The sequence below is a fragment of the Vreelandella sp. L-15 genome (assembly GCF_056857635.1).
On sequence record NZ_JBSXNN010000081.1, the window covers coordinates 33,001 to 59,479 of the forward strand.

Annotated in this window: 29 protein-coding genes and 1 pseudogene; 16 read left to right on the forward strand and 14 right to left on the reverse strand. The window is 57.8% G+C overall.

All coding sequences use genetic code 11. From position 1 onward, the window contains the following. Positions 1-29 precede the first annotated feature (29 nt). The 3 genes from AC13CY_RS12230 to AC13CY_RS12240 form a co-directional block, all read right to left on the reverse strand. A complete protein-coding gene (locus tag AC13CY_RS12230; protein WP_483052593.1) occupies positions 30-419 on the reverse strand; it encodes a hypothetical protein in 390 nt (129 codons plus the stop codon). 70 nt (positions 420-489) lie between these two features. Further along, positions 490-903, reverse strand: a complete 414-nt coding sequence (locus tag AC13CY_RS12235) for a hypothetical protein (RefSeq protein ID WP_231664585.1) — start codon at positions 901-903, stop codon at positions 490-492. Next, positions 896-1,744, reverse strand: coding sequence for a hypothetical protein (locus tag AC13CY_RS12240; protein ID WP_483052594.1), 849 nt, complete (start codon positions 1,742-1,744; stop codon positions 896-898). Before AC13CY_RS12240 ends, AC13CY_RS12235 begins: the two co-directional genes overlap by 8 nt. 411 nt (positions 1,745-2,155) lie before the next feature. Between AC13CY_RS12240 and AC13CY_RS12245 the strand changes: the two genes are divergently transcribed. Then, complete coding sequence (locus tag AC13CY_RS12245) at positions 2,156-3,013, forward strand: protein NO VEIN domain-containing protein (protein WP_167359366.1); 858 nt, start codon at positions 2,156-2,158, stop codon at positions 3,011-3,013. Between the two features lie 70 nt (positions 3,014-3,083). Here the strand turns inward: AC13CY_RS12245 and AC13CY_RS12250 are convergent, their stop codons facing one another. From AC13CY_RS12250 to AC13CY_RS12260, 3 genes are all read right to left on the reverse strand, one after another. Beyond that, entirely contained in the window at positions 3,084-4,130 is a 1,047-nt protein-coding gene (locus tag AC13CY_RS12250; protein WP_062363274.1) for a PDDEXK nuclease domain-containing protein, read from the reverse strand. A 124-nt stretch (positions 4,131-4,254) separates the two neighbouring features. After that, complete coding sequence (locus AC13CY_RS12255; RefSeq protein ID WP_228219276.1) at positions 4,255-4,539, reverse strand: Lrp/AsnC ligand binding domain-containing protein; 285 nt, start codon at positions 4,537-4,539, stop codon at positions 4,255-4,257. A 33-nt stretch (positions 4,540-4,572) separates the two neighbouring features. Next, positions 4,573-4,734 (reverse strand): Lrp/AsnC family transcriptional regulator, encoded by a 162-nt coding sequence (locus tag AC13CY_RS12260; protein WP_474791150.1) that lies wholly within the window; start codon positions 4,732-4,734, stop codon positions 4,573-4,575. Between the two features lie 147 nt (positions 4,735-4,881). Between AC13CY_RS12260 and AC13CY_RS12265 the strand changes: the two genes are divergently transcribed. Continuing rightward, positions 4,882-5,922, forward strand: coding sequence for a zinc-dependent alcohol dehydrogenase family protein (locus tag AC13CY_RS12265; protein ID WP_474791149.1), 1,041 nt, complete (start codon positions 4,882-4,884; stop codon positions 5,920-5,922). A gap of 240 nt (positions 5,923-6,162) precedes the next feature. Beyond that, the gene (locus AC13CY_RS12270) at positions 6,163-7,038 is read left to right on the forward strand and encodes a pirin family protein (RefSeq protein ID WP_137093838.1); all 876 of its coding nucleotides are present in this window, start codon (positions 6,163-6,165) and stop codon (positions 7,036-7,038) included. A gap of 28 nt (positions 7,039-7,066) precedes the next feature. On the opposite strand, the gene AC13CY_RS12275 is transcribed toward AC13CY_RS12270, so the two are convergent. Next, complete coding sequence (locus tag AC13CY_RS12275) at positions 7,067-7,678, reverse strand: DNA-3-methyladenine glycosylase family protein (RefSeq protein ID WP_289095419.1); 612 nt, start codon at positions 7,676-7,678, stop codon at positions 7,067-7,069. Positions 7,679-7,885: 207 nt separating this feature from the next. Here AC13CY_RS12275 and AC13CY_RS12280 point away from each other — a divergent pair, with 207 nt between their 5' ends. Together AC13CY_RS12280 and AC13CY_RS12285 are read left to right on the forward strand one after the other, a co-directional pair. Further along, positions 7,886-9,097, forward strand: a complete 1,212-nt coding sequence (locus AC13CY_RS12280; RefSeq protein ID WP_058577366.1) for an MFS transporter — start codon at positions 7,886-7,888, stop codon at positions 9,095-9,097. 107 nt (positions 9,098-9,204) lie between these two features. Then, positions 9,205-9,468, forward strand: a complete 264-nt coding sequence (locus tag AC13CY_RS12285) for a hypothetical protein (protein ID WP_044629293.1) — start codon at positions 9,205-9,207, stop codon at positions 9,466-9,468. Between the two features lie 9 nt (positions 9,469-9,477). Here the strand turns inward: AC13CY_RS12285 and AC13CY_RS12290 are convergent. Beyond that, positions 9,478-9,657 (reverse strand): annotated as a pseudogene (locus AC13CY_RS12290) (extensin family protein); the annotation flags it as partial. Between the two features lie 121 nt (positions 9,658-9,778). Between AC13CY_RS12290 and gmk the strand changes: the two are divergent. The 4 genes from gmk to AC13CY_RS12310 all read left to right on the forward strand — a co-directional run bounded on the left by gmk (position 9,779) and on the right by AC13CY_RS12310 (position 13,402). Then, positions 9,779-10,411 carry a guanylate kinase gene (gene gmk / locus AC13CY_RS12295; protein ID WP_044629294.1) on the forward strand — a complete coding sequence of 211 codons (633 nt, stop codon included), beginning with the start codon at positions 9,779-9,781 and terminating at the stop codon, positions 10,409-10,411. A gap of 88 nt (positions 10,412-10,499) precedes the next feature. Beyond that, positions 10,500-10,760: a DNA-directed RNA polymerase subunit omega gene (gene rpoZ / locus AC13CY_RS12300; RefSeq protein ID WP_044629295.1), complete on the forward strand. Its 261-nt coding sequence runs from the start codon at positions 10,500-10,502 to the stop codon at positions 10,758-10,760. 26 nt (positions 10,761-10,786) lie between these two features. Continuing rightward, positions 10,787-12,919 carry a RelA/SpoT family protein gene (locus tag AC13CY_RS12305; RefSeq protein ID WP_058577367.1) on the forward strand — a complete coding sequence of 711 codons (2,133 nt, stop codon included), beginning with the start codon at positions 10,787-10,789 and terminating at the stop codon, positions 12,917-12,919. A gap of 93 nt (positions 12,920-13,012) precedes the next feature. Beyond that, the gene (locus AC13CY_RS12310; RefSeq protein WP_062363449.1) at positions 13,013-13,402 is read left to right on the forward strand and encodes a RidA family protein; all 390 of its coding nucleotides are present in this window, start codon (positions 13,013-13,015) and stop codon (positions 13,400-13,402) included. A gap of 91 nt (positions 13,403-13,493) precedes the next feature. Here AC13CY_RS12310 and AC13CY_RS12315 read toward each other — a convergent pair whose 3' ends face one another. Further along, positions 13,494-14,375, reverse strand: coding sequence for an SDR family oxidoreductase (locus tag AC13CY_RS12315; RefSeq protein ID WP_230834427.1), 882 nt, complete (start codon positions 14,373-14,375; stop codon positions 13,494-13,496). 149 nt (positions 14,376-14,524) lie between these two features. On the opposite strand from AC13CY_RS12315, the gene AC13CY_RS12320 reads away from it, so the two are divergent. Continuing rightward, a complete protein-coding gene (locus tag AC13CY_RS12320; RefSeq protein WP_483052595.1) occupies positions 14,525-15,454 on the forward strand; it encodes a LysR substrate-binding domain-containing protein in 930 nt (309 codons plus the stop codon). Next, a complete protein-coding gene (recG, locus tag AC13CY_RS12325) occupies positions 15,451-17,529 on the forward strand; it encodes an ATP-dependent DNA helicase RecG (protein WP_483052596.1) in 2,079 nt (692 codons plus the stop codon). Before AC13CY_RS12320 ends, recG begins: the two co-directional genes overlap by 4 nt. Before the next feature lie 27 nt (positions 17,530-17,556). On the opposite strand, the gene yccS is transcribed toward recG, so the two are convergent. The 4 genes from yccS to AC13CY_RS12345 form a co-directional block, all read right to left on the reverse strand. After that, positions 17,557-19,764 carry a YccS family putative transporter gene (yccS, locus tag AC13CY_RS12330; protein WP_483052597.1) on the reverse strand — a complete coding sequence of 736 codons (2,208 nt, stop codon included), beginning with the start codon at positions 19,762-19,764 and terminating at the stop codon, positions 17,557-17,559. Positions 19,765-19,901: 137 nt separating this feature from the next. Further along, positions 19,902-20,258: a hypothetical protein gene (locus AC13CY_RS12335; RefSeq protein WP_044629301.1), complete on the reverse strand. Its 357-nt coding sequence runs from the start codon at positions 20,256-20,258 to the stop codon at positions 19,902-19,904. Beyond that, positions 20,258-20,530 (reverse strand): HU family DNA-binding protein, encoded by a 273-nt coding sequence (locus AC13CY_RS12340; protein WP_018918476.1) that lies wholly within the window; start codon positions 20,528-20,530, stop codon positions 20,258-20,260. Before AC13CY_RS12340 ends, AC13CY_RS12335 begins: the two co-directional genes overlap by 1 nt. Positions 20,531-20,625: 95 nt before the next feature. Further along, positions 20,626-21,822 carry an NAD(P)/FAD-dependent oxidoreductase gene (locus AC13CY_RS12345; RefSeq protein WP_483052598.1) on the reverse strand — a complete coding sequence of 399 codons (1,197 nt, stop codon included), beginning with the start codon at positions 21,820-21,822 and terminating at the stop codon, positions 20,626-20,628. 87 nt (positions 21,823-21,909) lie between these two features. Between AC13CY_RS12345 and AC13CY_RS12350 the strand changes: the two genes are divergently transcribed. The 5 genes from AC13CY_RS12350 to AC13CY_RS12370 all read left to right on the forward strand — a co-directional run bounded on the left by AC13CY_RS12350 (position 21,910) and on the right by AC13CY_RS12370 (position 26,124). Continuing rightward, a complete protein-coding gene (locus AC13CY_RS12350; RefSeq protein WP_062374497.1) occupies positions 21,910-22,482 on the forward strand; it encodes a chorismate--pyruvate lyase family protein in 573 nt (190 codons plus the stop codon). Positions 22,483-22,520: 38 nt separating this feature from the next. Then, positions 22,521-23,411: a 4-hydroxybenzoate octaprenyltransferase gene (gene ubiA, locus AC13CY_RS12355; protein ID WP_062374510.1), complete on the forward strand. Its 891-nt coding sequence runs from the start codon at positions 22,521-22,523 to the stop codon at positions 23,409-23,411. A 109-nt stretch (positions 23,412-23,520) separates the two neighbouring features. After that, complete coding sequence (gene phoB / locus AC13CY_RS12360; protein ID WP_054640735.1) at positions 23,521-24,210, forward strand: phosphate regulon transcriptional regulator PhoB; 690 nt, start codon at positions 23,521-23,523, stop codon at positions 24,208-24,210. A 2-nt stretch (positions 24,211-24,212) separates the two neighbouring features. Beyond that, positions 24,213-25,505, forward strand: a complete 1,293-nt coding sequence (gene phoR, locus AC13CY_RS12365) for a phosphate regulon sensor histidine kinase PhoR (protein WP_054640736.1) — start codon at positions 24,213-24,215, stop codon at positions 25,503-25,505. Positions 25,506-25,824: 319 nt separating this feature from the next. Beyond that, entirely contained in the window at positions 25,825-26,124 is a 300-nt protein-coding gene (locus AC13CY_RS12370; RefSeq protein ID WP_044629305.1) for a hypothetical protein, read from the forward strand. A 143-nt stretch (positions 26,125-26,267) separates the two neighbouring features. On the opposite strand, the gene AC13CY_RS12375 is transcribed toward AC13CY_RS12370, so the two are convergent. After that, positions 26,268-26,479 (reverse strand): ATP-binding protein (locus tag AC13CY_RS12375; protein ID WP_483052599.1); only part of this gene is annotated, 212 nt, incomplete at its 5' end.

Sequence of the window (26,479 nt, forward strand, 5' to 3'; positions counted from 1 at the left end):
CTCCTGATCTGTACCCATAAGGAACCACCTCAAGAGTCGAGAAACTCCCCGAACGGATCGTCCGCTCGATAAATCTGGTTGATTCTGCCGTCATCGAAGAAACCCTCTGTACCGCCATTGCTCCCATTGCCGGAAGTTGCCTTGTTGCCCGCGCCGGTTGCCTCCTCATCACTGCCTCGACTGAACGACGCCATCTTTTGTTCGAATTCAGGAAACGTCATTTCCCCATCGGGTCCCTTGGCGAAAACCGTCTTGTAGGCATCGACTACGGCCAGTGCGAAGCGAATGAACAGTGCGACCACCCAGAGCACGAACAATAAATACCATGCGTAAAGCGCTGCATCGGTACCCCTAAAGGCGAGCTCCACAACGCCGACCCCGGCGAGCCCCACTGTTACGATTTTTGCCACTCTTACCATGGCCTCAGTCCCCGATAGTTCTTTACTTCGAAGCTACCAGAACCTGAGAAAATGCAAGTTTTTCCCGGCGTCAGGCCGCTGCGGCTTGCCCGGCCAGCCACGGCGGTTTCACCTTGCTGTAGGCATCGTTCGTCATCGCCCTCAAATCTTCCACGTCCAGGTGTGGAACCACCAACGCAGTGCCTTGGTATCGAGCTCGCGGGTAGTTGGTTGGCTGGAATACGCCATGAGGGAGGTCGTCCTCATCACCCAGCCACTGTCTCAGCCGGAGATCGATACACCAGCCCTGTTCGAGCTCGACCCAGCAATGGGGAGCGGTGGTCATTCGGCTCAGTCGGTCCTCCGCGTATCCGATCCGGCATTGATGGAAAATGCCTCGCTCGGTCAGGGCATTGCTGATCACAAAAGTCATGTAGACGCTATCGACTCTCAGGTCCTCCAGCGGCAGCAGTGCCAACTCAAGTTCATCGTGCCAGTCACTCATGGTCGGGCTCCCTGAACATCAGCTGTTGGCCCTGTTCATACAACACCGGATAGGGGAGCGGCTCGCCGTCCTGGATCACGGTGTTCGGTGGAAAGTACATCACTATCCAGGGAGGCATGCCGGCGCTGACAGCGCCATAGAATTCATCTACAGGAAAGGTGAGTTCATGGCCGGACTGCCGAAATACCAGTCGGGAATATTTCTCGGGATGGTTGGCAGCGATGTTGTAACTGGCTGCTTCACGGCCGATGACATAGCTTGGTGTCTTCCAGTGATTCGGTTGTTGGATGTTATAGGCGATGATGCAGTTGCTATCGGCACAGCCATATCGCTCGACTGTTACCGACCACAGCATGAGCGGGTTCCCATCAATCTCCGGCGTCTTCACGTCTGTGAGCTTCGTTACATTTATCGCCATCGACTCGGCGGCCTGGGTGATGGCCTCATCTACGACTGCAACATAGTGGTCATAGGCGTCATCCTCGTTCGCCGCCAGTGATTCCGGCATCCAGCCCATCAGGCTGGGTCGCGCCGAAGGGTTGTCCGGCGTCATCATGATGTCAGTGGCGTTAAATAGCAGTGTCTGGGTGCCCGTAAGATGACGGAGTGGTGCATCTAATGAGGTAGCCAGACTGGCCAGGTCGAGGGCGCCCATCACCAGGCTTTTGCGATAAGAGCGGGTGCCGTCTGGTGAGTCCCGCAGGTCCTGGTCGTAGATGCCCCCGGAACGGGCCAGATTCAGTGCGCGGGATGATTCGTCGTCATATTGTCGAGGCATGGCAGCGCAACCCGCGAGCACGGCTGTAGTTACAGCAAAACAAATGGTCTTCAACTTGGTCATTTTGAACTCCTGCGTTTTCTAAAATACTCGCATGAAGTTGCAAATACGCAAGAGGGAATTAAAAAAAATTTTAATAAAATCAATAGTTTGTACTGTCAGTACAAACTTCGGTGTATCAGCGGTGGTGCATCGGGAGTGTCGCTCTTGCTAGACTTGCCAGCAGGATTTTTTCGGTTGAGGCGAGGTGTTGGTAAATCGGAAAAGGATCAGAAATTCCCAGTTTCCCACTTATCCCAGTTTATAATCGTGGGTAGTAACCGATTGGGCCGATCAGAGATAAAGTTTCTATCCATGGGTAGTAAAATGGGTAGTGCTGGGCGAATATCGATGCAAAAAATAATGTAAACATCTGTTTTTAAAGGATTTTAATTTATTATTCTTTGAGCAGGTGCAAAATATTGAGTGATGAAGATGAGTCGAGCGACACCCTGGAGTGCTGGCGAGGTAGAGGCAACCATTGCTACCTACCGGCAGATGCTAGTAGCAGAACTGAGCGGGCAAAGTTCTAACAAGCGCGCACTTAATCGAGCGCTGATGATACAGCTTGATGGCCGCTCGGCCAGTGCCATAGAGTTCAAGCACTGCAATATCAGCGCAGTGTTACGCGATGCCAACTGCCCCTATGTCGATGGCTATAAGCCGCGTAGCAACTATCAACAAAGCCTAGTTGAAGCTGTCGAGGGGCTGTTGTTGCGAAGCGAGCTTGTTGATCGCGCAGCGCGTTTGGCCGCTGATCTTCCAGTGATTGATACCACTGGCATCGTAGACGAGCGCATTATCGTCGAACCTCCTAGAACGACACCGCCGCAACAAGGCGTTCGAGAATTCCGCGCCGACTATTCAGTGCGCCCGCCGCAAAAACGGGACTACCTGGCCCGGGAAACCCGCAACCGCGAGCTTGGGCTAGCCGGTGAGCACCTAGTGATTCGGTTCGAGCAGCACCGGCTGATCCAAGCTGGGTACGATAAGCTGGCGGAGAGGGTCGAGCACGTTGCGGTAACTCAGGGTGACGGGCTGGGGTTCGATATCCGTTCCTTCGAGCCCGACGGCAGTGATCGGCTGATTGAAGTCAAAACCACCGCCTTTGCCAAAGAGAGTGCGTTTTTTATTACGCCCAACGAGCTCGAATGCTCGCGTGCCCATTCGGAACACTATCATTTGTTCCGACTGTTCAACTTCCGCAAGGGGCCGAAGCTTTTTTTCTTGAAAGGTGATCTCCACGAACAGCTCTGGCTGGAGCCAAATAGCTACCGGGCGGGAGTACGTTAATAGCTTAAAAGAGGGAGCTGCTTCAAGAAATCAAAACTTCAGCCGCTGAGATTGTTCGTGAAGCTATCGTTCACTCATCGCTCCGTTCGTGCTGCTGAAGCTGTTCAACGGCCTGAGCCCGTTCGCGCTCTAGCTCGCGTTTAAGCTCATCTTCAGAGGGCAGATACGGCAGGTACTTCGCCGCAAACAGCTGTTTTTGCTCGGCCAGTACCGAGTACTTGACCACGGCTTCGCTTTTTTCGCTGCACAGCACCAAGCCAATAGTGGGGTTGTCGTCGCTGCCTTTGCGCTGCTCATCGTATAAGCGCACGTAGGTATCCATTTGGCCGATATCCTGATGCCTGAGCTTGCCGAGTTTTAGATCCACCAGCAAAAAGCACTTCAGTTTGAAGTTGTAGAATACCAAGTCGATGTAGAAATCTTCGTCGTCAAAGCGAATGCGCTGCTGGCGCTCCACAAAGGCAAAGCCTTTGCCTAATTCCAGTAAAAACTGCTGCAGGTTGCTGATAATGGCCTGCTCTAGCTGGCTTTCCTGATAGGTTTTATCCTGCAGATTAAGAAAATCCAGAATGTAGGGATCACGCAGATAGTCTTTAGCGCTTTCTGCCAGTGGCTGGGTGTTTTGCTGGGCTTCTGCTGCCACCGAGGATTTTTCTTGGCTGGCCAGAAGTCGCTCGTAGTAGAGAGTGCTAATCTGGCGTTCTAGAGCTCTGGCGCTCCAGCTTTGGTTGATCGCTTCGTGCAAATACCAGTCGCGGGCTTGGGCGTTTTCTATTCGCAGAAGGGTGCGATAGTGAGTCCAACTCAATTCAAGACGCACTGCGTCGCGAATTGGAAAGGCGTGATAAAACTGGCGCATATTGCGTAAATTGGTGACATCAAAACCTTTCCCCAGCCGCTCGGTGAGCTGTTGTGAGAGCTGCTTTAGCTGCTGCTTACCATACTCAGCACGACGATTGCCTTGCTGTTCGTGTTCGACAATTAAACGGCCTATTTCCCAGTAGCTTTGTACCATGGCCGTATTCACGGCTTGGCGAACCTGCCCGCGTGCTTGCTCTATCTGTTGAGTAATTGCGCTAACGAGGCGGCTAAAAGCGGTTTGGTTCTGCTCCGTCATAGGCTTAACCCCTGGCGTTATAGAGTAATGTCAGCTGGCTGAGGCCTAACAATATCAAATTTTGCCGATAGGAAGAGTTGGTGATGGCGATCATATCAACAGTGCATATAGCCAACTGCCTCGCTCACAGCCCCAACAACTCCTCAACCGGCAAGTGACTGGTCGCCTTCATTTCCCTCAGCGAGAGGTTGGAGCGGATGCTCGACACGCCGGGCAGCTGGCGCAGTACCGTTTCGACGAAGTGGCTGTAGTCGTCCAGGTCTTTGGCGACGACCTGTAGCAGGAAGTCGGCTTCGCCGGTGGTGTTGTGGCAGCTCAGTACGCGGGAGCTGGCCTGGATGATGCGCTCGAACTCCGCCGTTGCGGCTTCGCTGTGCTGGGTGCAGGTGATTTGCACAAAGGCCAGCACGCTGGCGCCCACTTTACGGCGGTTGAGGATGGCCTAGTAGCCTTCGATCACTCCCAGCTCTTCCAGGCGTTTGTGCCGTCGCCAGCAGGTGGCTTCGCTCAGGTGCAGCTGTTCGGCCAGTTGCGCGTTGGGCATTCTGCCATCAATCTGGAGTAACGCTGCTAACTTGGCGTCTTTTTTATCCAATGCGCTCATATTGCAAGTCTCTTTCTTATCAACACTATAAAGAGAAAGAGTGCTTCACATTGGTCAGTGTTGTCCACGATATGGAAAGCTCATTTCAGGTCAGGCTCGCTATAGTAGCGTTAGCGAATCCGCAGCCTAAACGTTCAGGAGTGGCCCATGAAAGCCGTCGTATTTGAGCAGTTTTCCACCCCGCCCACTATTCAGCAGGTGCCGGATCCGACTCCCGAACCTCACGGCGTCGTGGTCAAGGTGATGGCTAACGGCGTATGCCGCAGTGATTGGCACGGCTGGATGGGCCACGACCCGGATATTCGGCTCCCCCATGTGCCGGGGCACGAGCTATCCGGCGTGGTGGAAGCGGTGGGCAAGGACGTGACGAAGTGGCGGGTCGGGGATCGTGTGACCGTGCCGTTCGTGGGCGGCTGCGGCACTTGCCCGGAGTGTAACGCAGGCCACCATCAGGTATGCGATAGCCAGTTCCAGCCAGGGTTTACTCACTGGGGCTCGTTTGCCGAGTATGTGGGCATTTACTACGCCGATGTGAACCTAGTCGCCCTGCCAGATACCCTAGCGTTCGACACTGCCGCCAGCCTGGGTTGCCGGTTCGTGACCTCTTTTCGTGCGGTGGTAGACCAGGGCCGCGTGTCGGCGGGCCAGTGGGTGGCGGTGCACGGCTGCGGCGGCGTGGGGCTGTCGGCCATCATGATTGCCAGCGCAGCCGGCGCCAACGTGGTGGCGGTGGATATTTCCGAGCAGGCGCTGGCTTTGGCGCGCCAGTTGGGGGCGGTGGCCACGGTGAATGCCAACCAAGAGGCCGAAGTGGTGGAGTCGGTGGTGGAAATCACTCAAGGGGGCGCGCACGTCTCGCTGGATGCGCTGGGTCACCCCACCACCTGCTTCAACTCTATTAGCAATTTGCGAAAGCGCGGCAAGCATGTCCAGGTAGGGTTGATGCTGGCAGATCACAGCACGCCAGCCATTCCCATGAGCAAGGTGATTGCTAATGAGCTGGAAATTCTGGGCAGTCATGGCATGCAGGCCCATCGCTACGATGCCATGCTGGCGATGATTCAGTCGGGCAAACTGGCGCCGGAAAAGCTGATTGGCCGCCGCATCACGCTAGAGGAGTCGGTGCAGGCGTTGATCAACATGGATAAGTTTGAAGGCGTGGGGGTCACCGTCGTCACGGAATTCTGATAAAAGAGGGCTGCTGATAACGCATCAGGTGAGTATCACGGCGCTGACCGGTGGGGGCGTTAGCTCTGGGGAAATGGTGGTCGTGCGCCCGCAAGAGGATAGCTTCACGGTGGTGGGGCGGCTGAGCGTTCCCAGCCGTTAAGGCGTTCTATTCATTTCCTTCAATGAACCGGGGCAAATTATTCGCTCCTCATCCGTCAATTGAGGTTTTACGCTGGGCGTATTGATAAGGAGAGCATTATGACATCAGCCAATACTCCATCCGTTCGCCGTGTGGTCGCTCAGCATCCTGCCCATCGGGACGATATCGGTGACCTGGTCACCCGCAGGCCGCTGCCGGGGCCTGGCGTGGATCAGCTCGATCCGTTTCTGTTCCTGAATCACCACGGCCCGCAGGTTTACCCGGCCAACAACCGCGGGCTGCCCTTTGGGCCGCACCCGCACCGTGGGTTTGAAACGGTGACGTTTATTTTAGAAGGCTCGCTGGCCCATGCCGACAGCGCCAAGCACCAGAGCGTGATTCACGCAGGCGGTGTGCAATGGATGACCGCCGGTAGCGGCATCGTCCATGCGGAAATTTCGCCGGAGGAGTTTCTGCGCGAGGGCGGCCCGCTGGAAATCTTGCAGCTGTGGGTCAACCTGCCGTCACGGCTGAAGATGAGCGAGCCGCGCTACGTGGGCTTGCAGCAAGAGGGCATCCCCGCTGTTGAGCTGTCGGGCGGCGGTACGCTCAACCTGATTGCCGGGGAGTGGCAGGGGCAAACAGGCCCGATTGAATCGCTGACCGGCGTGTTCATGTCGACGCTAGCGCTGCCTGGGGGCGCGCGTGAGCAGCTACCCGTGGCTCCTGGCCGGCAGGTGTTTCTGTACGTGGTGAGTGGTGACGTGACGGTGGGCGGCGAGCCTGCCAAAGCGCACCATTTGATCGAGCTCGACCGTGACGGCGAAAGCCTTGCCATCGAGGCAGCCAGCGATGCGCGCCTGCTGTTTGGCCATGGCGATGTCATTGATGAGCCGGTCTACTCCCACGGCCCCTTCGTGATGACCACCCGCGACGAGATCGTGCAGGCGGTAGAGGATTACCAGAACGGCAAGTTTGGCGGGCTTACCCTTTAAAGACCCGCTAATGCTCTAAACGCCCGCGCTACACCGGCTCGCCGCGATAGTAGTGCCATAAAAACAGCGACCCCACGCTGCGCCAGGGTGCCCAGTGCTCTACCATCTGGCGCGCCTGCTTCGGCGTGGGTTTGTTTTCCATGCCCTTCAGGCGGCCCAGCGCCACTCTTAACGCCAAGTCGTCGGCGGGGAAGATATCGGGGCGTTTGAGCGAGAACATCAGGTAGATCTCGGCGCTCCAGCGGCCAAACCCACGCAGCTGGGTAATCGCGGCAATCGCCTCGTCATCGCTGAGGTGCGCCAATCCATCGGCGCTAAACGTGCCCGCCAGCTCCGCCTCTGCCAGCCCTTTGGCATACTCGATTTTACGCCACGATAGCCCCGCATCGCGCAGCGCCTGGCCTTCCACCTCCATCACCGCTTTGGCGTGCAGCTCCGGCAGCAGCGTATTCACCCGGCCCATGATGGCCCGAGCGGCCTCGGTAGAGATCTGCTGGCTGACGATGGTCGAGAAGAAGGTCGCAAAACCTGGATCGCGCTGGCGCGGGTTGGGCGCGCCGACTAAGGGGTAAGCGCGGGCAATGTCGGGGTCGGCATTGGCCAGTGCCTGCATGGCGTGCTCGATGGTGCTGGAGGTCATAACCGGCCCTCTTAATGAAAAGATAATCCTCACATCCTAGCAGTTGCCTCTTGGTTGCTGCCGCGTCAGTGTCCACGGGTTACCCCTTTGCACGCTAACTTTTTTAACATCATATATTCCTACTTTCGTCTAATCTTGCCATCATTTGACACAATCTAAGACCGTTTTGATAAGCAGGCGTTTTATCCAGCGCCTGGGGAGAGAGGTATGCAAGAGTCGTCATCGGGGCTGGCGCGTAACCCGCGATTGGCAGAGTTTGTACTGGCGCTGGGTGGGTTCGGCATTGGTACCAGCGAGTTCGTGATCATGGGACTGATGAACCGCGTGGCGGAAGATTTAGCCGTGACCGTTCCCCAAGTAGGCTATGCGATTAGTAGCTACGCACTGGGCGTGGTAGTGGGTGCACCGCTGATTTCTGCGCTGGCCGCACGGGTACCCAGGCGGGCGCTGCTGATTGCGCTGATGCTGGTGTTTGCCGTGGGCAATATTGCCAGCGCTATGGCGCCGGGGTTTTGGTCGTTTGTGGGCCTGCGCTTTCTGGCGGGGCTGCCCCATGGCGCTTACTTTGGCATAGCGGCGCTGGTCGCTGCAGGAGCGGTGCCGATTGACCAGCGGGCGCGGGCGATTTCAAGGGTGATGATGGGGCTTACGGTAGCCATTTTGATTGGCGCGCCGTTGGGTACCTGGGCGGGTAACGTCTTTGGTTGGCAAATCGCTTTTGCCGGTGTGGGAGTGATTGCGCTGTTAACGGCACTGCTCATTCGGTTATGCGTGCCGGTGCAGCCGTTTGATGCCCACGCGAGCCCGTTAAGAGAGCTATCTGCACTGGTGAAGCAGCGGGTGCTGGTGACCATTGCGATTGCCTGTATTGGTTGCGGCGGTATGTTTTCGATCTTCAGCTATGTGATGCCGACGCTGACCCAGCAGGCGGGCATGAGCGAAGCGCTGGGGCCTTTGGTGCTGGTCATTTTTGGCCTGGGCTCCATCGCCGGTAACTTGGTGGGCGGGCGCATGGCGGATAAAGACCTGATGCGGGCCATTCCTACCATTTTGGTGTGGTGCGCGGTGGTGCAGGGGCTGTTCTACTTTGCTGCCAACCAGGTGTGGTCGGGACTGCTGTTCGTGGGATTGGTGGGCACCAGCATGGCGCTTGCGCCGTCGCTGCAAACCCGCCTGATGGACGTGGCCGAAGACGCCCAAACCATGGCGGCCTCCATGAACCATGCGGCCTTTAACGGGGCGAACGCGCTGGGGGCGTGGCTGGCGGGCTTGGCGATTAGCGCCGGATTTAGCTGGTCGAGTACGGGGCTGGTAGGGGCCGGGCTTGCGCTGTGTGGCCTAGTGATTTTCGCTTGGGGGCGCTGGCTGGAAAAACGCACCTATCCCGCGGAGCCGTCGGTGGCTCAGAACTACAAATAAAGCGCTATAAATAAGTGATTGCTAAATAAATATTTAGAGCATTTAAAGTGGCAAAAAACGCTTATCGTTTCTAGGGTGTAAAGGTGCAATCCATAAGGAGGTGACCTATGCATAACCTAGTGAAGACATCGCGCGTTGTAACCCCGCGACTCGTAACATTAAGTGCTATTGCAGCGATGACTCTGGCGCTGGCGGGCTGTGGAACGACCACTAGCGAGCGTGCTACCAGTGGTGCTGGCGTAGGGGCGGCTGTTGGTGCTGGGGCCGCTGCGGTCACCGGTGGTAGCGTCACCCAAGGTGCTGTGATTGGCGGTGGCGTGGGTGCTGCCACCGGTGCCGCCACCGATGAGGACGATATCAACCTCGACTAACTCGCCCCACTAGCGGCAAAGCCTGAAGCCGCGCATGCCTAAATGAAAGTGGTCGGCATGCGCGGCGTTGTACTCAGGCCCCAGTACATTGCCGAAGGTATCGCAGGCGCCATCCCGCGCTGCCCGCAAGAGCTCTCCCATTTCTCCCTCGTCATCCCAGTCGCGAATCAGCGTAATCTGACCTCCGTGTGGTTTCTTGAACCCCTACAGTCCCTGCCAGGGGTGTGCGATACTGCGCACCCAATAACGCCGGCAGTGGCCGGCCTGCGTGATAACGAACGACCATTTTGACTAACTAGGGAAGCGCTTCATGTCCCAGGGTACGCTGTTTATTGTTTCTGCCCCGTCGGGCGCGGGTAAAACCAGCCTCGTTCGTGAGCTGATCGAAAGCCTGGACGGCATTCAGGTGTCGGTGTCGCATACCACGCGTGCCAAACGCGAAGGTGAGGTCAATGGCGTCAACTACCACTTTACCCAAGTGCCTGACTTCGAAGCGATGATCGACCGCGGCGACTTCTTCGAGTATGCCAAGGTCTTCGACAATTACTATGGCACGTCGCGTCAGTCGGTCCAAACCTTGCTAGACGCGGGGCAAGACGTCATCCTAGAGATCGATTGGCAGGGCGCGCAGCAGGTACGCGAGCAGATGCCTTCTGCCGTGTCGATCTTCATCCTACCGCCATCGCGTAGCGAGCTGGAGCGACGTCTCTCCAGCCGTGGCACCGACGAACACGCGGTGATCGCTCGGCGCATGCGCGATGCGGTCAGCGAGATGTCTCATTACGATGAGTACGATTACTTAGTGATTAACGACGATTTCACCACCGCCCTGCAAGAGCTGCAGTCGCTGGTGATCAGCCGCCGCCTCACGCGTGCTGCAATGCAAGAACGCCACGCCCCCTTGCTCGATGCGCTCTTGTCACAGGCGCCTAGCGTCGAGTAATCTATCAGGTCCTATCACCACTCTTTTCGCTGGGTCGGCGACGTTGTTCAACAACGCCGGCCCGGCGTCGTCATTACAGGAAGGCCCCATGGCTCGCGTAACCGTTGAAGATTGTCTGGAAAATGTAGAAAACCGCTTCAAACTGGTGATGATTTCCACCCATCGTGCTCGCCAGCTGGCCCGCGGCTCCCGCGATGCACTGCTGCCCTGGGAAAACGACAAGCCGACCGTGATGGCGTTGCGTGAAATCGCCGCTGGCCTGGTCGACCACACCGTTTTGGACGAGCCAGTTGAAGCTCCTGTGCGTGCGCGTCCTGCTATGACGCCTAGCGCTCAAATCGATGATTAAGCTAGCACCGATTAGAGGCGCGGTACATGTTCACCATTGATGACCTAGCTGACCGACTCGGCGGCTACTTACCCCCGGATGAGATCCAGCAGGTCAAGCGCGCCTTCTACTACGCTGAGCAGGCCCACGATGGCCAGCGCCGCCGCTCTGGCGAGCCGTACGTCACCCATCCGCTGGCGGTCGCTAATATTCTCGCTAACATGCACATGGACCATCAGAGCCTGATGGCCGCCATGCTGCATGATGTGATTGAAGACACCGGCGTCTCTAAAAAAGCCCTGGCGGCGCAGTTTGGCAAGCCTGTGGCTGAGTTGGTAGATGGCGTCTCCAAGCTGACCCAAATCACTTTTGAAGATAAAGCCGTCGCTCAGGCGGAGAATTTTCAAAAGATGGTGTTGGCAATGTCGCGGGACATCCGCGTCATCATCGTCAAGCTGGCCGACCGGCTGCACAACATGCGCACCTTGGGCGCACTGCGGCCCGATAAAAAACGCCGCATTGCCCGTGAAACGTTAGAAATCTACGCCCGTATTGCAGGGCGACTGGGGATCAACACCATTCGTGTGGAGCTGGAAGACCTCTCGTTCCAGGCGATTCACCCCATGCGGGCCGAGCGTATCAAACGCGCGGTGGCCAGTGCGCGGGGCAATCGCCGCAGCGCCATGCGGGAAATCCAGGCCTCGCTGCAGCAGAGCCTGGACGACGAAGGCCTAAAAGGCACGGTGATTGGCCGCCAAAAACATCTGCTCTCGATCTATAAAAAGATGCGCGACCAGCGCAAGCCGTTTGCCGAGATTATGGATGTCTTTGGTTTTCGCATTATCACCGAAGACGTGGCCAGCTGTTATCGCATCCTTGGCGTCGTGCATAACCTCTATAAGCCGGTACCGGGGCGCTTTAAAGATTACATCGCGATTCCCAAGGCGAATGGTTACCAAAGTCTGCACACCACGCTGTTTGGCCATCGCGGCATGCCGATTGAAGTACAGATCCGCACCCGTGAAATGGAAGCCATGGCCAATAACGGAATTGCCGCGCACTGGCTCTACAAAGCCGGGCAGACGGCGCATCCGATTGCTGAAGGCAGCCATGCCCGCGCCCGTGCCTGGGTGAAAGGGCTGCTGGAGATGCAGCGCCACGCGGGGGATTCGTTGGAGTTTATCGAACACGTCAAAAACGACCTGTTCCCCGACGATGTCTACGTGTTCACCCCAAAAGGCGACATCATGGAGCTGCCCCAGGGCGCCACGGTGATCGACTTCGCCTACAGCGTACACACCGATATCGGCAATAACTGCATCGCCTGCCGGATCGATCGCCACCTCGCGCCGCTCTCCACGCGGCTGGAAAGCGGTCAGACGCTGGAAATTATCACCGCCCCCGGCGCGCGGCCGAACCTTGCGTGGCTGAACTTTGTCACCACCGCCAAGGCGCGCTCCGCTATTCGCCATGCGTTGAAGCATCAGCAGCAGGCGGAGGCGGTGATGCTGGGCCGTCGACTGCTCAACAAGGCGCTGGCACCGTTCGAAACGAGCCTGGAAGAGCTCGACGAGAGTGTCTTCGAACAGGCGTTCAAAGAGTTGGATGTGTCGTCGCTGGACGCCTTGCTCGAATCGTTGGGGTTAGGCAACCGCATGGCCCACGTAGTGGCCCGCCGTTTGGTCGATGTTGCGCATGGCGATAGCTTTGATAAGACGCTTTCCGACAATAGCGATAAGGCTGTGGTGATTAGCGGAAGCGAAGGCATGGTGCTTAACTTTGCCCGCTGCTGCCACCCGTTACCCGGCGACCCGGTGGTAGGGCATCTGTCGGTCGGTAAAGGGCTGGTGGTACACCGTAGCGAGTGTAAAAACCTCGCTGACCGTAAAAACGATCCTGAAAAGCTGTTTGCCCTGGAGTGGTCCGAGCATATTGATGAGGACTTCCCTGTGGCGCTGCGCATCGAAATTGAAAGCCGCCGTGGCCTTGTTGCTGAACTGGCAGGCCTAGTGACCGATGCCGATGCCAATATCGAACGTATCGGCATTGAGGAGCGCGATGCTCGGCTTTCCACCGTCAATCTCACGCTGTCGGTGAAAGGACGGGTACACCTCGCCCGTATTATTAAACGCATTCGCAACCTGCCCAACGTTGGCAAAATTACCCGTACTGCAAACTAAACGCTTATGCGCCTAGCGCTGGCTTTTCAAGCTGGCAGCGTAGGCCATGGTGATAATAATCAACGTTTCATTCATACAGGAGCATGACACCCCATGAGCAATAAAGCGGTTATCAACACAGAAAAAGCCCCTGCCGCCATCGGCCCGTACTCCCAGGCTATCAAAGCGGGCAACACGGTTTACCTGTCGGGCCAGATCCCGCTTAATCCGGAAACCATGGAAATTGTCTCTGATGATTTCGAAGCCCAGGCGCGTCAGGTGTTCACCAACCTACAGGCCGTGTGTGAAGAAGCCGCAGGCTCGCTGGGCGATATCGTCAAGCTCAACCTCTACCTGGTCGACTTGGACAACTTTGCGATCGTCAACAAGGTGATGGAAGAGTTCTTTTCCACGCCGTTCCCGGCGCGTGCGGCGGTGGGTGTTAAAGCGCTGCCTAAAGGCAGCCAGGTAGAAGCCGAAGCCGTAATGGTGATCGGCGACTAAACGGCGTGACACCGACGCATACAAAAAGAGCGAGCCGATGAGGCTCGCTCTTTGCCTTTTCTAGCGTTCTAATCGACTCGCGGCTAGGGCGCTAGGCTTTTTGCAACTCTAAAAAACCGCCCTCTTTCAACACCTGGGCATAGCCCTCTTTGTAGGTCGGATAGCGGAAGGTGTAGCCGGTTTCGAGAATACGGCGGTTGTCGCAACGCTTGCTGGCACGACGGCGCAGCGGCGACTGCATGGTGTCGGTGGACTCCACCTTCAACTGTTTGGCCAACCACGCCATCACGTTGTGCAGGGTCACCGGTTCGCAGTCGCTACCGAGATAAAGGTCGGCCAGCGGTGTGCCGCTCTCCTGGCAGCGGATCAGGTGCGCCAGAATGCCGGTGCAGTCGTCCCGATGGATGCGGTTGGAGTAGATCACCGGTGTCACGGCGGCAATACGGCCCTCCGCAACCTGGTGAATCAAACGGTCACGCCCCGGGCCATAAATGCCGGAAAAACGCACCACCGTACCCGGCAGCGGATGGTTGAGCAGCGCCTGTTCCGCCTCGCGCATCAGGTTGCCGGAGAAGCTGGTAGATTCCGTGGGGCTCTCTTCGTTAACGACTTCGCCCTCTTGCTGACCATAGACGCTAGTAGAGGAGACAAAGAAGATGCGGCGCGGCGGCTTCTCGTGCTGTTCCATGACGCTGAGAACACGCTTGAGACCGTCTGGGTAGGCGCTCTGGTAAGCACTCTCTTCAAAGCGGTCTGCGCTGACGGTGTAAATCACGTAGTCGGCTTGGGGCAGTGCGCTAGCGTCGGCCCCTTCCAAGGTGCTGAGATCAAGGGCTAACGGCTCAATGCCGGTATGCTCTAATGCCTTGGCTTGGCGGCGCACGCCAATCACCCGATGCCCCTCGTCCAGCAGCTCTTGTCCAAGCGTGACGCCGATGTCTCCACAGCCGATAATCAGTATCGTTAGCTTCAACTTGCTCACCCCTCTTGATTAATATTCCCTATCAGATACAAAGTCCCTATGAGATGTGCCATCTTCAATAAGGCTTGTCTGTCCTTTTCCGTCTCGCTAACACCATTACTAGTCACGAGCTGCAACGAGAGGATGCCACTGGCACCGCTATGACTTTAACAGAACTTCGCTACATCGTAACCCTTGCCCAGGAGCGCCACTTTGGTCGCGCCGCCGAGCGCTGCCATGTTTCTCAGCCGACGCTCTCAGTCGCAGTGAAAAAGCTCGAAGATGAGCTAGATATTCCCCTATTTGAACGCTCTAAATCCACGGTGCAAGTCACCCCTCTGGGCGAAAAAATTGTTGCTCAGGCGCAGCGTGTGTTGGAGCAGAGCGGGCTGATTTATGAGTTAGCCAGTGCTGGCAAAGACCAGCTGGCGAACCCGCTGCGCATTGGTGCGATTTACACCATCGGGCCTTACTTATTTCCCCATTTGGTGCCTGCGCTGGCCAACGCCGCGCCGCAAATGCCGCTCTATATCGAAGAGGGCATGACCGGCACGCTGCGGGCCAAGCTGCGTAGCGGCGAGTTGGACGTGATCATTGTCGCGCTGCCGTTTACCGAAACCGACGTGGTCACCAAGCCGATCTACGACGAGCACTTTGAAGTGTTAATGCCCGCCAGCCACCCGTGGGTCGAGCGCGAGGCGATCCATAAAGAAGACTTATTAGAAGAGCGGCTGCTGCTATTAGGGGAAGGGCACTGCTTCCGCGATCAAATTTTGGAAGCCTGCCCGGCGATTACCCAAAAGCTGAATAGCCCCAATAATACCCTGATTGCCGAAGGCGGCTCGCTTGAGACCATTCGCCATATGGTGGCCTCTAAGCTGGGGATTACCGTGCTGCCTCAGTCGGCACTTGGCACCGACCAGTACGAAAACGCCATGCTGGTCAGCCGCCCGTTTGTGGACCCGGCACCTTCCCGCACCGTGGCGATTGCCTGGCGGGCCAGCTTCCCGCGGCCCAAAGCCATTGATGCCCTGGCCCAGGCGATTAGCCAGTGCCAACAGCCGGTGCATAAGAAGAATGCTCCCTCATGAGTGAGCTGTCTGCACCGGTCACGGCGCTGAAGGGCGTGGGGGAAGCGCTGGCGATTAAGCTCGCCCGGCTCGGCGTGGAACGCATCAGCGACCTGTTGTTCCACTTGCCGCTGCGTTACCAGGACCGTACGCGACTCACCCCGATTGGCCTGCTGCGGGCGGGCCATGAAGCGGTAGTAGAGGGCGAAGTCACTGCCTGCGATATCGTTAAGGGGCGGCGGCGCAGCCTGCTGATTCGCCTGCGCGACGGTAGCGGCATTTTAAGCCTGCGGTTTTTTCACTTCTCGCCCGCTCAACAGCAACAGATGCGCCCCGGCGTCATCGTTCGGGCGTTTGGCGAAGCGCGGGCGGGCGCCACGGGGCTGGAGATTTATCATCCCGAGTATCGGCTTAGCGGCGGTAGCGAAACGCCGGTCGAGGAGTACTACACGCCGATTTACCCCACCACCGAGGGGCTTCACCAAACCCGCCTGCGAGCGCTGACCCAGCAAGCGTTGCGCCTGCTAGAGCAAGCCCCCGAAACGCTGCCCGATGTGATTCCCGATGCGCTGCGTCAGCGCTTCCAACTGCCGGGGCTTCACGCGAGCTTGCAGCTACTGCACCAGCCGCCGCCAGACGTAGATTTAGAGCAGCTTGCCCACGGCCTTCATCCCGCCACGCGGCGGCTCGCCTTGGAAGAGCTGCTGGCCCATCAGCTTAGCCTGCGGGAAGTGCGCCTGCGTATTCAGGCTGACGGCGCGCCAGAGCTGCCCTCCGGGCGTAGCCTGCAAACGCGCTTTCTGGCGCAGCTACCGTTTGCGCTCACCGGTGCCCAGCGTCGGGTGCTGGAAGAGATCGCCCTCGACCTAGCACGCCCTGCACCCATGCTGCGGCTGGTGCAGGGGGATGTCGGCTCCGGCAAAACCGTGGTGGCCGCCATGGCGGCGCTATCGGCGCTGGCGGGCAATTGCCAAGCGGCCATGATGGCACCGACGGAAATCCTCGCTGAGCAGCACTATCGTTCGTTCAAGGCATGGTTTGAGCCGCTGGGCATCGAAGTCGCGTGGCTGGCGGGCAAGCTGAAGGGCAAGGCTCGGTTGGATGCCAAAGCCGCCATTGCCGATGGCCGAGCGCGTATGGTGGTGGGCACCCACGCGCTGTTTCAAGGTGATGTGCACTTCCAGTGCCTGGGGCTGGCGATTATCGATGAGCAGCACCGCTTTGGCGTTCACCAACGCCTCGCCCTGCGTGAAAAGGGCGAAGCGGGTGGGTTAACCCCCCATCAGCTGATCATGACCGCCACGCCGATTCCCCGCACGCTGGCCATGAGCGCCTACGCCGACCTGGATGTGTCGGTGATCGACGAGCTGCCGCCAGGGCGCACACCGGTAAAAACCGTAGTGGTCTCTGACGAGCGTCGCCCCGAGGTGGTCGAGCGCATCCGCAACGCCTGCAGTGACGGTCGCCAAGCGTATTGGGTGTGCACGCTGATTGAGGAATCCGAGGTGCTCCAATGTCAGGCCGCCGAGGTAACGCGTGATGAGCTGACCCAAGCGCTGCCGGAATTGGCCGTTGGGCTGATTCATGGGCGCATGAAAGCTGCGGAAAAGGCCGAGGTGATGGACGCCTTCAAGAGCGGCGAGCTGGATCTACTGGTGGCCACCACGGTGATTGAGGTGGGAGTCGACGTGCCCAACGCTAGCTTGATGATCATCGAAAACCCTGAGCGTTTGGGGCTTTCCCAGCTTCATCAGCTGCGCGGCCGGGTGGGACGCGGCAGCACCGAAAGCTTCTGCGTGCTGCTTTACCACCCGCCGCTCTCCAAAAGCTCTCGGGAACGGCTCGGCGTGATGCGGGAAACCACCGACGGCTTCCGTATTGCTGAAAAAGACTTGGAAATCCGCGGCCCTGGCGAGGTATTAGGGACTCGCCAAACCGGCCTCGCCCAGATGAAAATCGCCGATCTAGAGCGCGATGCCGACCAGCTAGAGCGGGTCACCGCCCTGGCTCAGGCGCTCCAGGGCAATGCCGAGGTGACGGCCGTGCTGGTGCGCCGCTGGCTGGGCGAGGCGGCGGGCCGCTACGGGCAGGTGTAGCGGCAGGGCGTGGGTATGCGCGCGGTGCTAAGCCGCTGCGTTAGGTTCGTGGAGCTTTTCGGCGCTGGGGCTTGTTAAGCGGTTGGCGGCATCGCTCAGCGGGCCAAGCTGGCTGGCAATTAGGCGCAGCTGGCTTTGGATGGGGCGATAGAGCGTGACGGCCTTCTCTTCCGCTGTGCCGCTTTGCTCCTCTAACTGACTCAGCAGCTCGTTGGCAGGCGCGGTCAGCGGCTCCACGGGTAGGCGTTTATCCAGCTGCTCGGCCAGTTGCTCTAACAGGGCGCTAATTCGCTTGGCAAGCGGCACAAAAGCGGCATCGTCCTCATCTTCTGCCAGCCGATGGCGGTGGGCACCCAGCGCGGAGAGGTGGCTTAACAGCGTGTTGGAAAGCACCAAAAAGCGCAGCCCGTTATCAGCATCCTGCTTACGATAGTGCCCCGGCTCGTGGAGCATGTTGGTAAGCAGGGTCGAGAGCGCCGCATCCGCGTTGTGCGCATTGCGCCGCGCCAAGCGGTAAGCTAGGTCGTCCTGCTTGCCCTCTTCGTACTGGTGGACGATTTCGTCCAAGTAGCGGCGGTGGTTGGTCAGCACCTTGGCGGCCTCACGGTAGAGGCGGCGGCTCTGCCAATCCGGCAGAATGAAAAATACCGCCAGTCCCGCAATCAGCGAGCCGATCAACGTATCAAACAGCCGCGGCCAGATCAGGTCGAAGCCATCCCCCACCTGATTGAAACTGCACAGCACCAGCAGGGTGATCGAGGCCGTGGCGATCACGTAATGCTTTTCACGATTGGCAAAGAACGATACGCCCGCCGCCACTGCAATCATGCTCTGGATAAGTGGCTGGGGGAACAGGCTGATAGACGCCCAGCCTGCAATCAGCCCAAGCACCGTGCCCAGAATCCGCTGGGAGAGAAAGCGCCGGGTGGTGGCGAAGTTAGGGCGGCACACAAACAGCGTGGTGAGCAAAATCCAGAACCCTTGCTGGGGGTCGAGCCACTGCAGCAGCCCATAGCCCGCCACTAGCGCGGTGGTTAGGCGCACCGCGTGGCGAAAGGTGGGCGAACCCAGCGTGAAGTTCAACCGCACCCGTTTCCAGGCTTCCAGCAGGCTAGAGGGCGAGCGGTCATAAAGCGCGCTATCCCGGCGTTCGCTGCCGGTGTCCGGGTTGTGGACGCTGGCAATCTGCGCTTCTAGCGTGGAGAGGTTGTCCGCTAACGCATTCAACGGGCGTATCAGCGGCCGCCACTCGGGCTTGCCGCGCTCGCTAAGATTATCAATCGAAGCGCGTAGGTCGGCCAGCGCCTGTTCGCTCTGCTCGTGACTGAAAGGGCGGTTGAGCAGCAGCGACTTGGCTAGCTGGCGGCAGGCACGGCCCTGCTGGTCCAGCAGCCGCTGGCAGCGAAACAGTACGTCGTGATGAAAAAAGGCGTCAGTAAGTGCGCTGTAAGGGTAGTGGGTGGAGCTTGCCCGCTCGTGGATATCTTGAGCGATAAAGTAAATTTTCAGGTAGCGGTTGAGCTTACGGCTGCCGCGCTGGCCTTCCAGGCGGCGAAAGATCATCTCTTTTGCTTGGTTAAGAGCATCCACTACCTTGCCGTTCTGGCGAGCGAGCGCCACGCGGCGGGCCTCTACATCAACGCCCCGTACCGGCTCAAACAGCGCCGATTTCAAAATCAAGAACTCACCCAGGGCTTTGTACACCCGTGCCATGCTCTGTTTCACCGGCTGGCGGGAGAACAGCGCGCACCACACCACCGAAATCGCTCCGTACCAGGCGGCACCGGCCAACAGCAGCAGCTGGCGGGAGGCGACGTCCTCATCCACGCCGCCATGCTGCTCGATATTGATCATGGAGTAGATCGAAAGAATCAGCGTGCCGGAGGCAATGGTTGCGTAACGCTGGCCAATCGCCCCCAGCATGATCAGCGTAAAGGTGGACACCGCCAAACCCACCGCAAATAGCCACGGCCACGGAAACAGCCACTGCACCACGAACGACGCCGAGGCAAAGCAGAGCAGCGTGACCACCAACGCCTGCAAACGCCCTTGCCAGCTATCGTCGGTCTCTGAGAGAGCGCTGGCAATAATGCCCAGAAACAGCGGAATCACCAGCGCCACATCCCCCGCCAGCCCGCTAAACAGCAGCGCCCCGCTGAAGGCGATAAACACCCGCAGGCTGTAGGCGAACTTATCTAGGGTCCAAAGGCGGCGCAGGGAATGGGTCAGAGGCATAGAGGCTCTTGTGAGTTTGCTGTTGTTAGACTTTAGTATAAATAGTGTGCCGGTACGTGGCTATGGTGTGCCGTTAACGAAAAACCCCGCAGCGTTTGGCTGCGGGGAGCAGGTTGCCTGCGGCTGGGCGTATGGCGCTACAAATACTTCAACAATTTTTGCAGCTTGTTCATATCGGAGGAGTCGCCGACGAGGCGGACGTCTCCTGCCACCATGCCGTCCAGAAACGCCTGCTGGGTAGGCTTCTTGAGAATACGCAGCGCCGCGTCTTGGTCGCGAAAGCGCAGCTCAAGGTCTAGATCGACGGGCAACCCCTTGCCGGTGGTGATGCCGTTAGGCGCCATCCGGTAGTAGCGGGCGGTGCTTAAGTCTTCCGTAGCGACACCCCAGTCGAGGCCGCGCATGCGCTCGAGCTGCTCACGAAAGCGCGGCTTACGGCGCAGGGCTCGCTTGAGCATAAAGCCCAGTAGCCACAGCGTCAGCGAAAGCTTCATTAGGAAACGGCGTCCTTGAGCGCTTTGCCTGGCTTGAATGCCACGTTTTTGCTGGCCGGAATCTGCAGCGGTGCGCCGGTTTGCGGGTTTTTACCGGTACGGGCAGCGCGCTCGCGAACGGTAAACGTACCAAAACCGATCAGCGCTACATCTTCACCTTTAGCAACGCTGTTGGTGATTTCGTCCAGGATGACATTGAGGACTTGGCCAGCTTTGTCTTTGGAAAGGTCAGCACTTTCAGCGATGGCTGCAGCGAGTTCAGGTTTGCGCATAAAGGAATCTCCCTTGTGGAAAACAAACATCAATGTTGTTGGTAGCCTACCCAGCAGGCAGCGCTTCTTTAGCCTAGTCGTGAATGCGGCGAAAATCAGCCTAGCAGGCTTGGGGCAGCTCTGGAAAGCTCCACTTTCCTTCTCACGCAGCCGCCTGTCAACGCAAAACCAATCAAACGTCCGTCTTTATTTTCCGCTAACGCGGTGAAATCATTGCCGTCGCCCTCAATCCGCCAGCGCTCTGGGGGCTGAGTGGGAGGGTAGGCCACCACGGGTAGCAGTGGGGTTTTCACCACGACTGGCCAAGCGCCGAAGCTAACAGGCGTTGGGGTGCCGCCAAGGGTAGCTGCCAGGGCTTTGACGCTTGCTTGCAGCGGCTGCACATACATGGCATTCACCCCGTCAATACACGCGGCATCGCCCAACGCATAAATATGCGGCTGGTTGGTGCGTAGTTGCCGGTCAACCTGAATGCCGCTGGGGCTAACACTCAGCCCTGCCGCTTTAGCAAGCTGCGTGCGAGGTGCCAAACCGGTCGCGAATAGGATGATATCTACCGTATGGCGCTCGCCATTGTCGAGTTGCAGCGTCAAAGCGTTGTCTGCATCTTGGGATAATGTCTCTAAGGTGCGTCCAAGCGCTAAACGAATACCAGCCTCTTGAAACGCATCGGCCAGTGCGCTACCCAGCCGCTCAGGGAGTAGGCGCGGCAAAGGGGTGCTCTCTGGTGCAATCACAGTGACTTGGTGCCCACCTGCGTGTAGGTCGTTGGCGAATTCACAGCCGACTAATCCGGCGCCAATAATCGCGACGCGAGTAGGCTGGTTGAGTGCTCCGTGTAGGCGGCGGTAGTCATCCAAGTCGTTGACGGTAAAACAGCGCTCGGCCAGCTCGCTCGGTATGCGAAACGGCGTGTGAGGGGCCGCGCCGGTGGCGAGCACTAGCTCATCGTAGCCAAGCGTTGCTCCGCTGCTGAGTTGCAGTACGTGGTTATCCACATCCAGTTGCGTGACGAGGGTGTGGGTAACGATCTGTGCGTTTAATTCATCGGCGAGCGCTTCAGCGCTGCGCTGGGCGAGCTTGTCAGGGCTCAAGCGCTTGGCGAAGCCTGTCGACAGCAGCGGTTTGCTGTAATCATCACCGCTGTCAGCGCTGACCAGCGTGATTGTGCGCGTATCCCCTTGGCGTCGCAGCGCGCGAGCGAGGCCAACGCCTGCCATGCCGGTGCCCACAATCACCAGCGCGGCGTGGTGGTGAGGTGTTCTGGAAGATGTCGTGTGTGAGTCGGGCATACCGTCACCAAACGTCGGTGGAACAAAAGCCTGTAAAGCCACCATGTTACACTAGCCCGCTCTGAATTGACCGCCTTGGAGGCCTAGGTGACCGCCCCTGTGTTATCCACTCCTGCGTTTTCGCTCTTCCCTCAGTGGCTGCCCGTGGCAGCCGCTCAGCCAGCCATGAGTGCGCCTTGGTGGCAGTGGGTAGCGTCCACGGATTCCTTAACCGCGCGCCTCATGGCAGCAGGCGAGCCGGGAACATTTCGGGTGCGCTTGCTGCGCCAAACCATTGGCCTGCCCCAGCGCGATGAAGCCTTGGCCCTAGGCATCGCGCCTCGCCGTTACGCGTGGCTGCGCGAGGTGGCGCTGTGTGTTGATGAAACGCCGTGGGTGGTAGCGCGTTCGGTGGCCCCGCTTCACCAGCTACAGGGAAAAGGTTTGGGGAAGTTGGGCGAGCGCTCGTTAGGCAGCTGGCTATTTCAGCAGCCCGACTTGGTACGCGGGCCGCTTGAAGCCACGGTGACGCCGCCACGTTTTACCCACCAGCAGCCGGGGCTATCGGCCAATAGCTTATGGGGGCGGCGCTCTGTCTTTGAACATGGTGGGCTTTCGTTACTGGTTCAGGAGTATTTTTTATCTACCATGGCGGATGCGCTGGGCCTTCCGTCGCGCTAGGCTAACGCAGCAGCTTTTTTGACGAGGTAAGCATGAGCATGGACCGTTCTCTGTTGCGCCCGACCGGGTGGGCCCGTTTGGCAGATTTCTTACAGTTAATGCGCTTGGACCGACCCATTGGCACTTGGCTGCTGATGTGGCCAACGCTGTGGGCGCTGTGGGTCGCGTCAGAGGGCGTGCCAGGCCGCGATGTACTGCTGATTTTTATTGCCGGGGTATATGTGATGCGCGCCGCAGGCTGCGTGGTGAACGACTACGCCGACCGCCACTTCGATGGCCATGTAAAGCGTACCAAGCAGCGGCCACTGGCCACCGGTCGGATCAGCGAAACCGAAGCGCAGCTGCTATTTGTGGCGCTGGTGGCCGCCGCCTTTATTTTAGTGCTGCTGACCAACTGGTTTACCGTGCTGCTCTCGCTTGGGGGTGTGCTGCTGGCATTTATTTATCCGTTTATGAAACGCTACACACACTTTCCCCAGGTGGTGCTCGGGGCGGCTTTCTCCTGGGCGATCCCAATGGCGTTTGGCGCGGTACTGGGGCATGTGCCGCTGGAAGGCTGGCTGCTATTTAGCGCTAACCTGCTGTGGACGGTGGCTTACGATACCCAATACGCCATGGTGGATCGTGACGATGATCTGAAAATCGGCATTAAATCCACCGCGGTGCTGTTTGGCAGCGCCGACCGTTTCATCATTGGCCTGCTGCAGCTTGCTACGCTGGCGTTGCTTACCTGGGTGGGGTTGCGGGTTGGGTTAGGCGGTTTTTTCTGGCTGGGCTTGGTAGGCATGGCAGCGACGTTTGCTCATCAGCAGCGGTTAATTTTTCACTGTGACCGCGACCGCTGCTTCCAGGCGTTTCTGAATAACCACTGGTCAGGGCTCTTGGTATTTGCCGGAATTGTTCTGAGCTGGTGGCCTGCAGCTGGCTAATTATGCTGGGTGTCATAGAATTGTCATTAAGTCATGGTGTCATCGTCACAGACATGTCATTGAACTGTTTTGTATAAACGAGTTTTCATAGAACACCGTGAGGCCCTGGATGACCGCCAAGACCGTACTGATTGTCGATGACGAGGCACCCATTCGCGAGATGATCGCTGTGGCGCTGGAAATGGCTGACTATCGCGTGCTTGAAGCGGACAACGCCCAGGATGCCCATGCGATGGTCGTTGACCACCAGCCCGACCTGCTGCTGCTGGACTGGATGATGCCGGGCACCAGCGGCATCGAGCTGGCCCGTCGTCTCAAGCGCGAAGAGGCCACCGCTGAGCTGCCAATTATTATGCTGACCGCCAAAGGCGAAGAGGATAATAAAATTCAGGGCCTGGAGGCGGGGGCGGATGACTACATCACCAAGCCGTTTTCCCCCCGCGAGTTGGTGGCTCGTCTTAAAGCCGTGCTGCGCCGGGCGACCCCGCGCGGTGTGGAAGACCCCATCGAAATCAATGGATTGCTACTGGACCCAGTGAGCCATCGCGTCAGCGCCCATGGCAAAGCGCTGGAGATGGGCCCTACCGAGTACCGCTTACTGCAATTCTTTATGACTCACCAAGAGCGCGCCTATACCCGTAGCCAGCTACTTGATCAGGTGTGGGGCGGCAATGTGTATGTAGAAGAGCGCACGGTGGATGTGCATATTCGCCGGTTGCGCAAAGCGCTAGGTGAAGCGCATCAGAATCTGATTCAAACAGTGCGGGGCACTGGGTATCGTTTCTCTGCTCGGGTGTAATCGTGCGTCTGTGGAGCCGTGAACTGTGGCGAATTATCTGGCTGGCTTTCCTAGGGATGTGCCTGGGATGGCTGCTAGGTTACCCCGGTTTCGGGTTAGCCGCGGGTCTAACGCTCTGTTTGGTGTATCAACTCCGCCAGCTTAGGGCGCTGTTCAAGTGGCTAACGCTCAACCCGCACGATGAGCCTCCTGCGGCAACTGGCATGTGGGGCGAGCTATTCGATCGCCTTTACCGTTACCAAAAAAGCCAGCGCATTACCCAAAGCCGGCTGCGAGCAACCCTCGCGCGTATTCAAGAATCCTCGGAAGCGATGCGTGATAGCGTCGTGATGCTGGATCGCCACGGTGATTTAGAGTGGTGGAACAGTGCCGCCACCGACATGCTAGGCCTGCAAACCGCCCATGACCGCGGTCAGCACATTACTAATCTGCTGCGCGACCCGCGTTTCATCAGCTACTTTAATGCCCGTGAGTACAGCGAGCCGCTCACGCTCACCTCGCCCATTGATGAGCGTCGCATTCTGCAGTATCAAATCACGCTCTATGGTGATGACGAGCGCTTGGTTATGGCGCGGGATATTACCCGCTTGCATCGCCTAGAGCAGATGCGCCGCGACTTCGTCGCTAACGTTTCCCATGAGCTGCGCACCCCACTCACCGTTCTTTCCGGCTATCTGGAAACCTATGGCGATCTTAAAGAGATGCTGCCACCGCGCCTGAGTAAAGGCATTGGTCAGATGGAAGAGCAGACCAAGCGTATGCAGAGCTTGGTGAATGATCTACTGCTTTTGTCACGCCTGGAGATTGACCGAGGCGGCGAAGATCATCAGCCGCTTGAGGTTGGGTCGATGCTTGAGAGCATTCGCCGGGATGCGCTGGCGCTCTCGAACCAGCAGCATAGCGTTCAGGTGGCGTTGGAGTGCGAGGCGCGCCTGGTGGGCAGCGAGCAAGAACTACGCAGCGCCATCTCAAACCTAGCATTCAACGCAGTGCGCTATACGCCGGAGGGAAGTCAAATCACGCTCCGCTGGGTGGCTCTGTCCAATGGCAGTGCCTGCATTGAAGTGGACGACGACGGTGAAGGGATCGATCCGGTGCATATTCCGCGTCTCACCGAACGCTTCTACCGCGTTGATAAGGGCCGCAGTACCGCCACTGGCGGTACTGGTCTTGGCCTTGCCATTGTTAAACACGTTCTACTGCGCCATGATGCACAGCTTCAAGTGGAGTCGTTACCCGGTGAGGGGGCGTTGTTCCGCTGTGTTTTCCCACCCTCCCGTGTCGTTAACAGCTAACACTGTGTCATACCACTCTCCGTCTTGGCTTGCATAACTTATGTATAAGTGTGCCATATTGGCATGCAAGCATGGTCAAACACCGCGCATGTGTCATATGTAGCCAACTAATCATCTACTTAAGCCAGTGCTAGAGGGTTAATTGGCATAGTGGTTGTTTTTATAAGTGTCTGTATATAAATAGATTTTATTTCTATTGAGAGTTTTTGGCATATAGGCTGCTACATACTTGTCAAGGAAGATTACTGCAGGAACTGGTAAGACAAGATGTCACTCTTCCTTAAATAGCGGTATTTCACAGCGATCGAGGAGGCGGAATATGATGTCCAAGGAACTACTCAAGAAAGCTGGTATTTTAGGTGTAGCGTTTGGTCTGGTAGCAAGCCCACTGACATTTGCTCAAGAGCCTGCAGATCCGGCAGACAACATTTCTCCAGATGAGCAGCCGGTCGAAGCTCAGTCTAATGACTCAGCTATGCCGTCTGATCATGACAAGACAGATTTAACCCATGACGAGGGTGATAACGCCAGCGACATGGAACCAAACTCCATGAGTGATGACTCGGATGCTACCTATGACAGCACCGAAGAACTCCCAGAAGAAAATAGTGGTATGTAACGAGTAATATTTCTTTGCAAAGCTGTAAAAAACTCTTACGCTTAAGGAGTTGCGTATTCCGGCGAACGTGACCGGTCATTACGGTGATCGTGACCGATTTGCACACGGCCTTCAGGCTGGAGAGAGTTTTGTACGCTGAGCGGTCACGATGCGTCAACCGATTCCGTTTTTTGTGCGTTGGTTTTTGTCAGTGATTCCCCTTTCAGATTGAGTGGGTGAGCGCCGTGCAGGAGCCGATCCATGATGGCGTCTGCCAGCGTGGCGGAGCCGATGTAGTCATGCCAGTGCTCCGTGGGTAACTGGCTGGCGATGAGGGTGGAGCCCCGCCCGTGTCGGTCTTCGATTACTTCCATCA

What these genes read in the sequence shown, in the direction of transcription:
- AC13CY_RS12230 (WP_483052593.1), bottom strand. Translation starts at nt 419, where the DNA reads ATGGTAAGAGTGGCAAAAATCGTAACAGTGGGGCTCGCCGGGGTCGGC.
- AC13CY_RS12235 (WP_231664585.1), bottom strand. Translation starts at nt 903, where the DNA reads ATGAGTGACTGGCACGATGAACTTGAGTTGGCACTGCTGCCGCTGGAG.
- AC13CY_RS12240 (WP_483052594.1), bottom strand. Translation starts at nt 1,744, where the DNA reads ATGACCAAGTTGAAGACCATTTGTTTTGCTGTAACTACAGCCGTGCTC.
- AC13CY_RS12245 (WP_167359366.1), top strand. Translation starts at nt 2,156, where the DNA reads ATGAGTCGAGCGACACCCTGGAGTGCTGGCGAGGTAGAGGCAACCATT.
- AC13CY_RS12250 (WP_062363274.1), bottom strand. Translation starts at nt 4,130, where the DNA reads ATGACGGAGCAGAACCAAACCGCTTTTAGCCGCCTCGTTAGCGCAATT.
- AC13CY_RS12260 (WP_474791150.1), bottom strand. Translation starts at nt 4,734, where the DNA reads ATGAGCGCATTGGATAAAAAAGACGCCAAGTTAGCAGCGTTACTCCAG.
- AC13CY_RS12265 (WP_474791149.1), top strand. Translation starts at nt 4,882, where the DNA reads ATGAAAGCCGTCGTATTTGAGCAGTTTTCCACCCCGCCCACTATTCAG.
- AC13CY_RS12270 (WP_137093838.1), top strand. Translation starts at nt 6,163, where the DNA reads ATGACATCAGCCAATACTCCATCCGTTCGCCGTGTGGTCGCTCAGCAT.
- AC13CY_RS12275 (WP_289095419.1), bottom strand. Translation starts at nt 7,678, where the DNA reads ATGACCTCCAGCACCATCGAGCACGCCATGCAGGCACTGGCCAATGCC.
- AC13CY_RS12280 (WP_058577366.1), top strand. Translation starts at nt 7,886, where the DNA reads ATGCAAGAGTCGTCATCGGGGCTGGCGCGTAACCCGCGATTGGCAGAG.
- AC13CY_RS12285 (WP_044629293.1), top strand. Translation starts at nt 9,205, where the DNA reads ATGCATAACCTAGTGAAGACATCGCGCGTTGTAACCCCGCGACTCGTA.
- gmk (WP_044629294.1), top strand. Translation starts at nt 9,779, where the DNA reads ATGTCCCAGGGTACGCTGTTTATTGTTTCTGCCCCGTCGGGCGCGGGT.
- rpoZ (WP_044629295.1), top strand. Translation starts at nt 10,500, where the DNA reads ATGGCTCGCGTAACCGTTGAAGATTGTCTGGAAAATGTAGAAAACCGC.
- AC13CY_RS12305 (WP_058577367.1), top strand. Translation starts at nt 10,787, where the DNA reads ATGTTCACCATTGATGACCTAGCTGACCGACTCGGCGGCTACTTACCC.
- AC13CY_RS12310 (WP_062363449.1), top strand. Translation starts at nt 13,013, where the DNA reads ATGAGCAATAAAGCGGTTATCAACACAGAAAAAGCCCCTGCCGCCATC.
- AC13CY_RS12320 (WP_483052595.1), top strand. Translation starts at nt 14,525, where the DNA reads ATGACTTTAACAGAACTTCGCTACATCGTAACCCTTGCCCAGGAGCGC.
- recG (WP_483052596.1), top strand. Translation starts at nt 15,451, where the DNA reads ATGAGTGAGCTGTCTGCACCGGTCACGGCGCTGAAGGGCGTGGGGGAA.
- yccS (WP_483052597.1), bottom strand. Translation starts at nt 19,764, where the DNA reads ATGCCTCTGACCCATTCCCTGCGCCGCCTTTGGACCCTAGATAAGTTC.
- AC13CY_RS12335 (WP_044629301.1), bottom strand. Translation starts at nt 20,258, where the DNA reads ATGAAGCTTTCGCTGACGCTGTGGCTACTGGGCTTTATGCTCAAGCGA.
- AC13CY_RS12340 (WP_018918476.1), bottom strand. Translation starts at nt 20,530, where the DNA reads ATGCGCAAACCTGAACTCGCTGCAGCCATCGCTGAAAGTGCTGACCTT.
- AC13CY_RS12345 (WP_483052598.1), bottom strand. Translation starts at nt 21,822, where the DNA reads ATGCCCGACTCACACACGACATCTTCCAGAACACCTCACCACCACGCC.
- ubiA (WP_062374510.1), top strand. Translation starts at nt 22,521, where the DNA reads ATGGACCGTTCTCTGTTGCGCCCGACCGGGTGGGCCCGTTTGGCAGAT.
- phoB (WP_054640735.1), top strand. Translation starts at nt 23,521, where the DNA reads ATGACCGCCAAGACCGTACTGATTGTCGATGACGAGGCACCCATTCGC.
- AC13CY_RS12370 (WP_044629305.1), top strand. Translation starts at nt 25,825, where the DNA reads ATGATGTCCAAGGAACTACTCAAGAAAGCTGGTATTTTAGGTGTAGCG.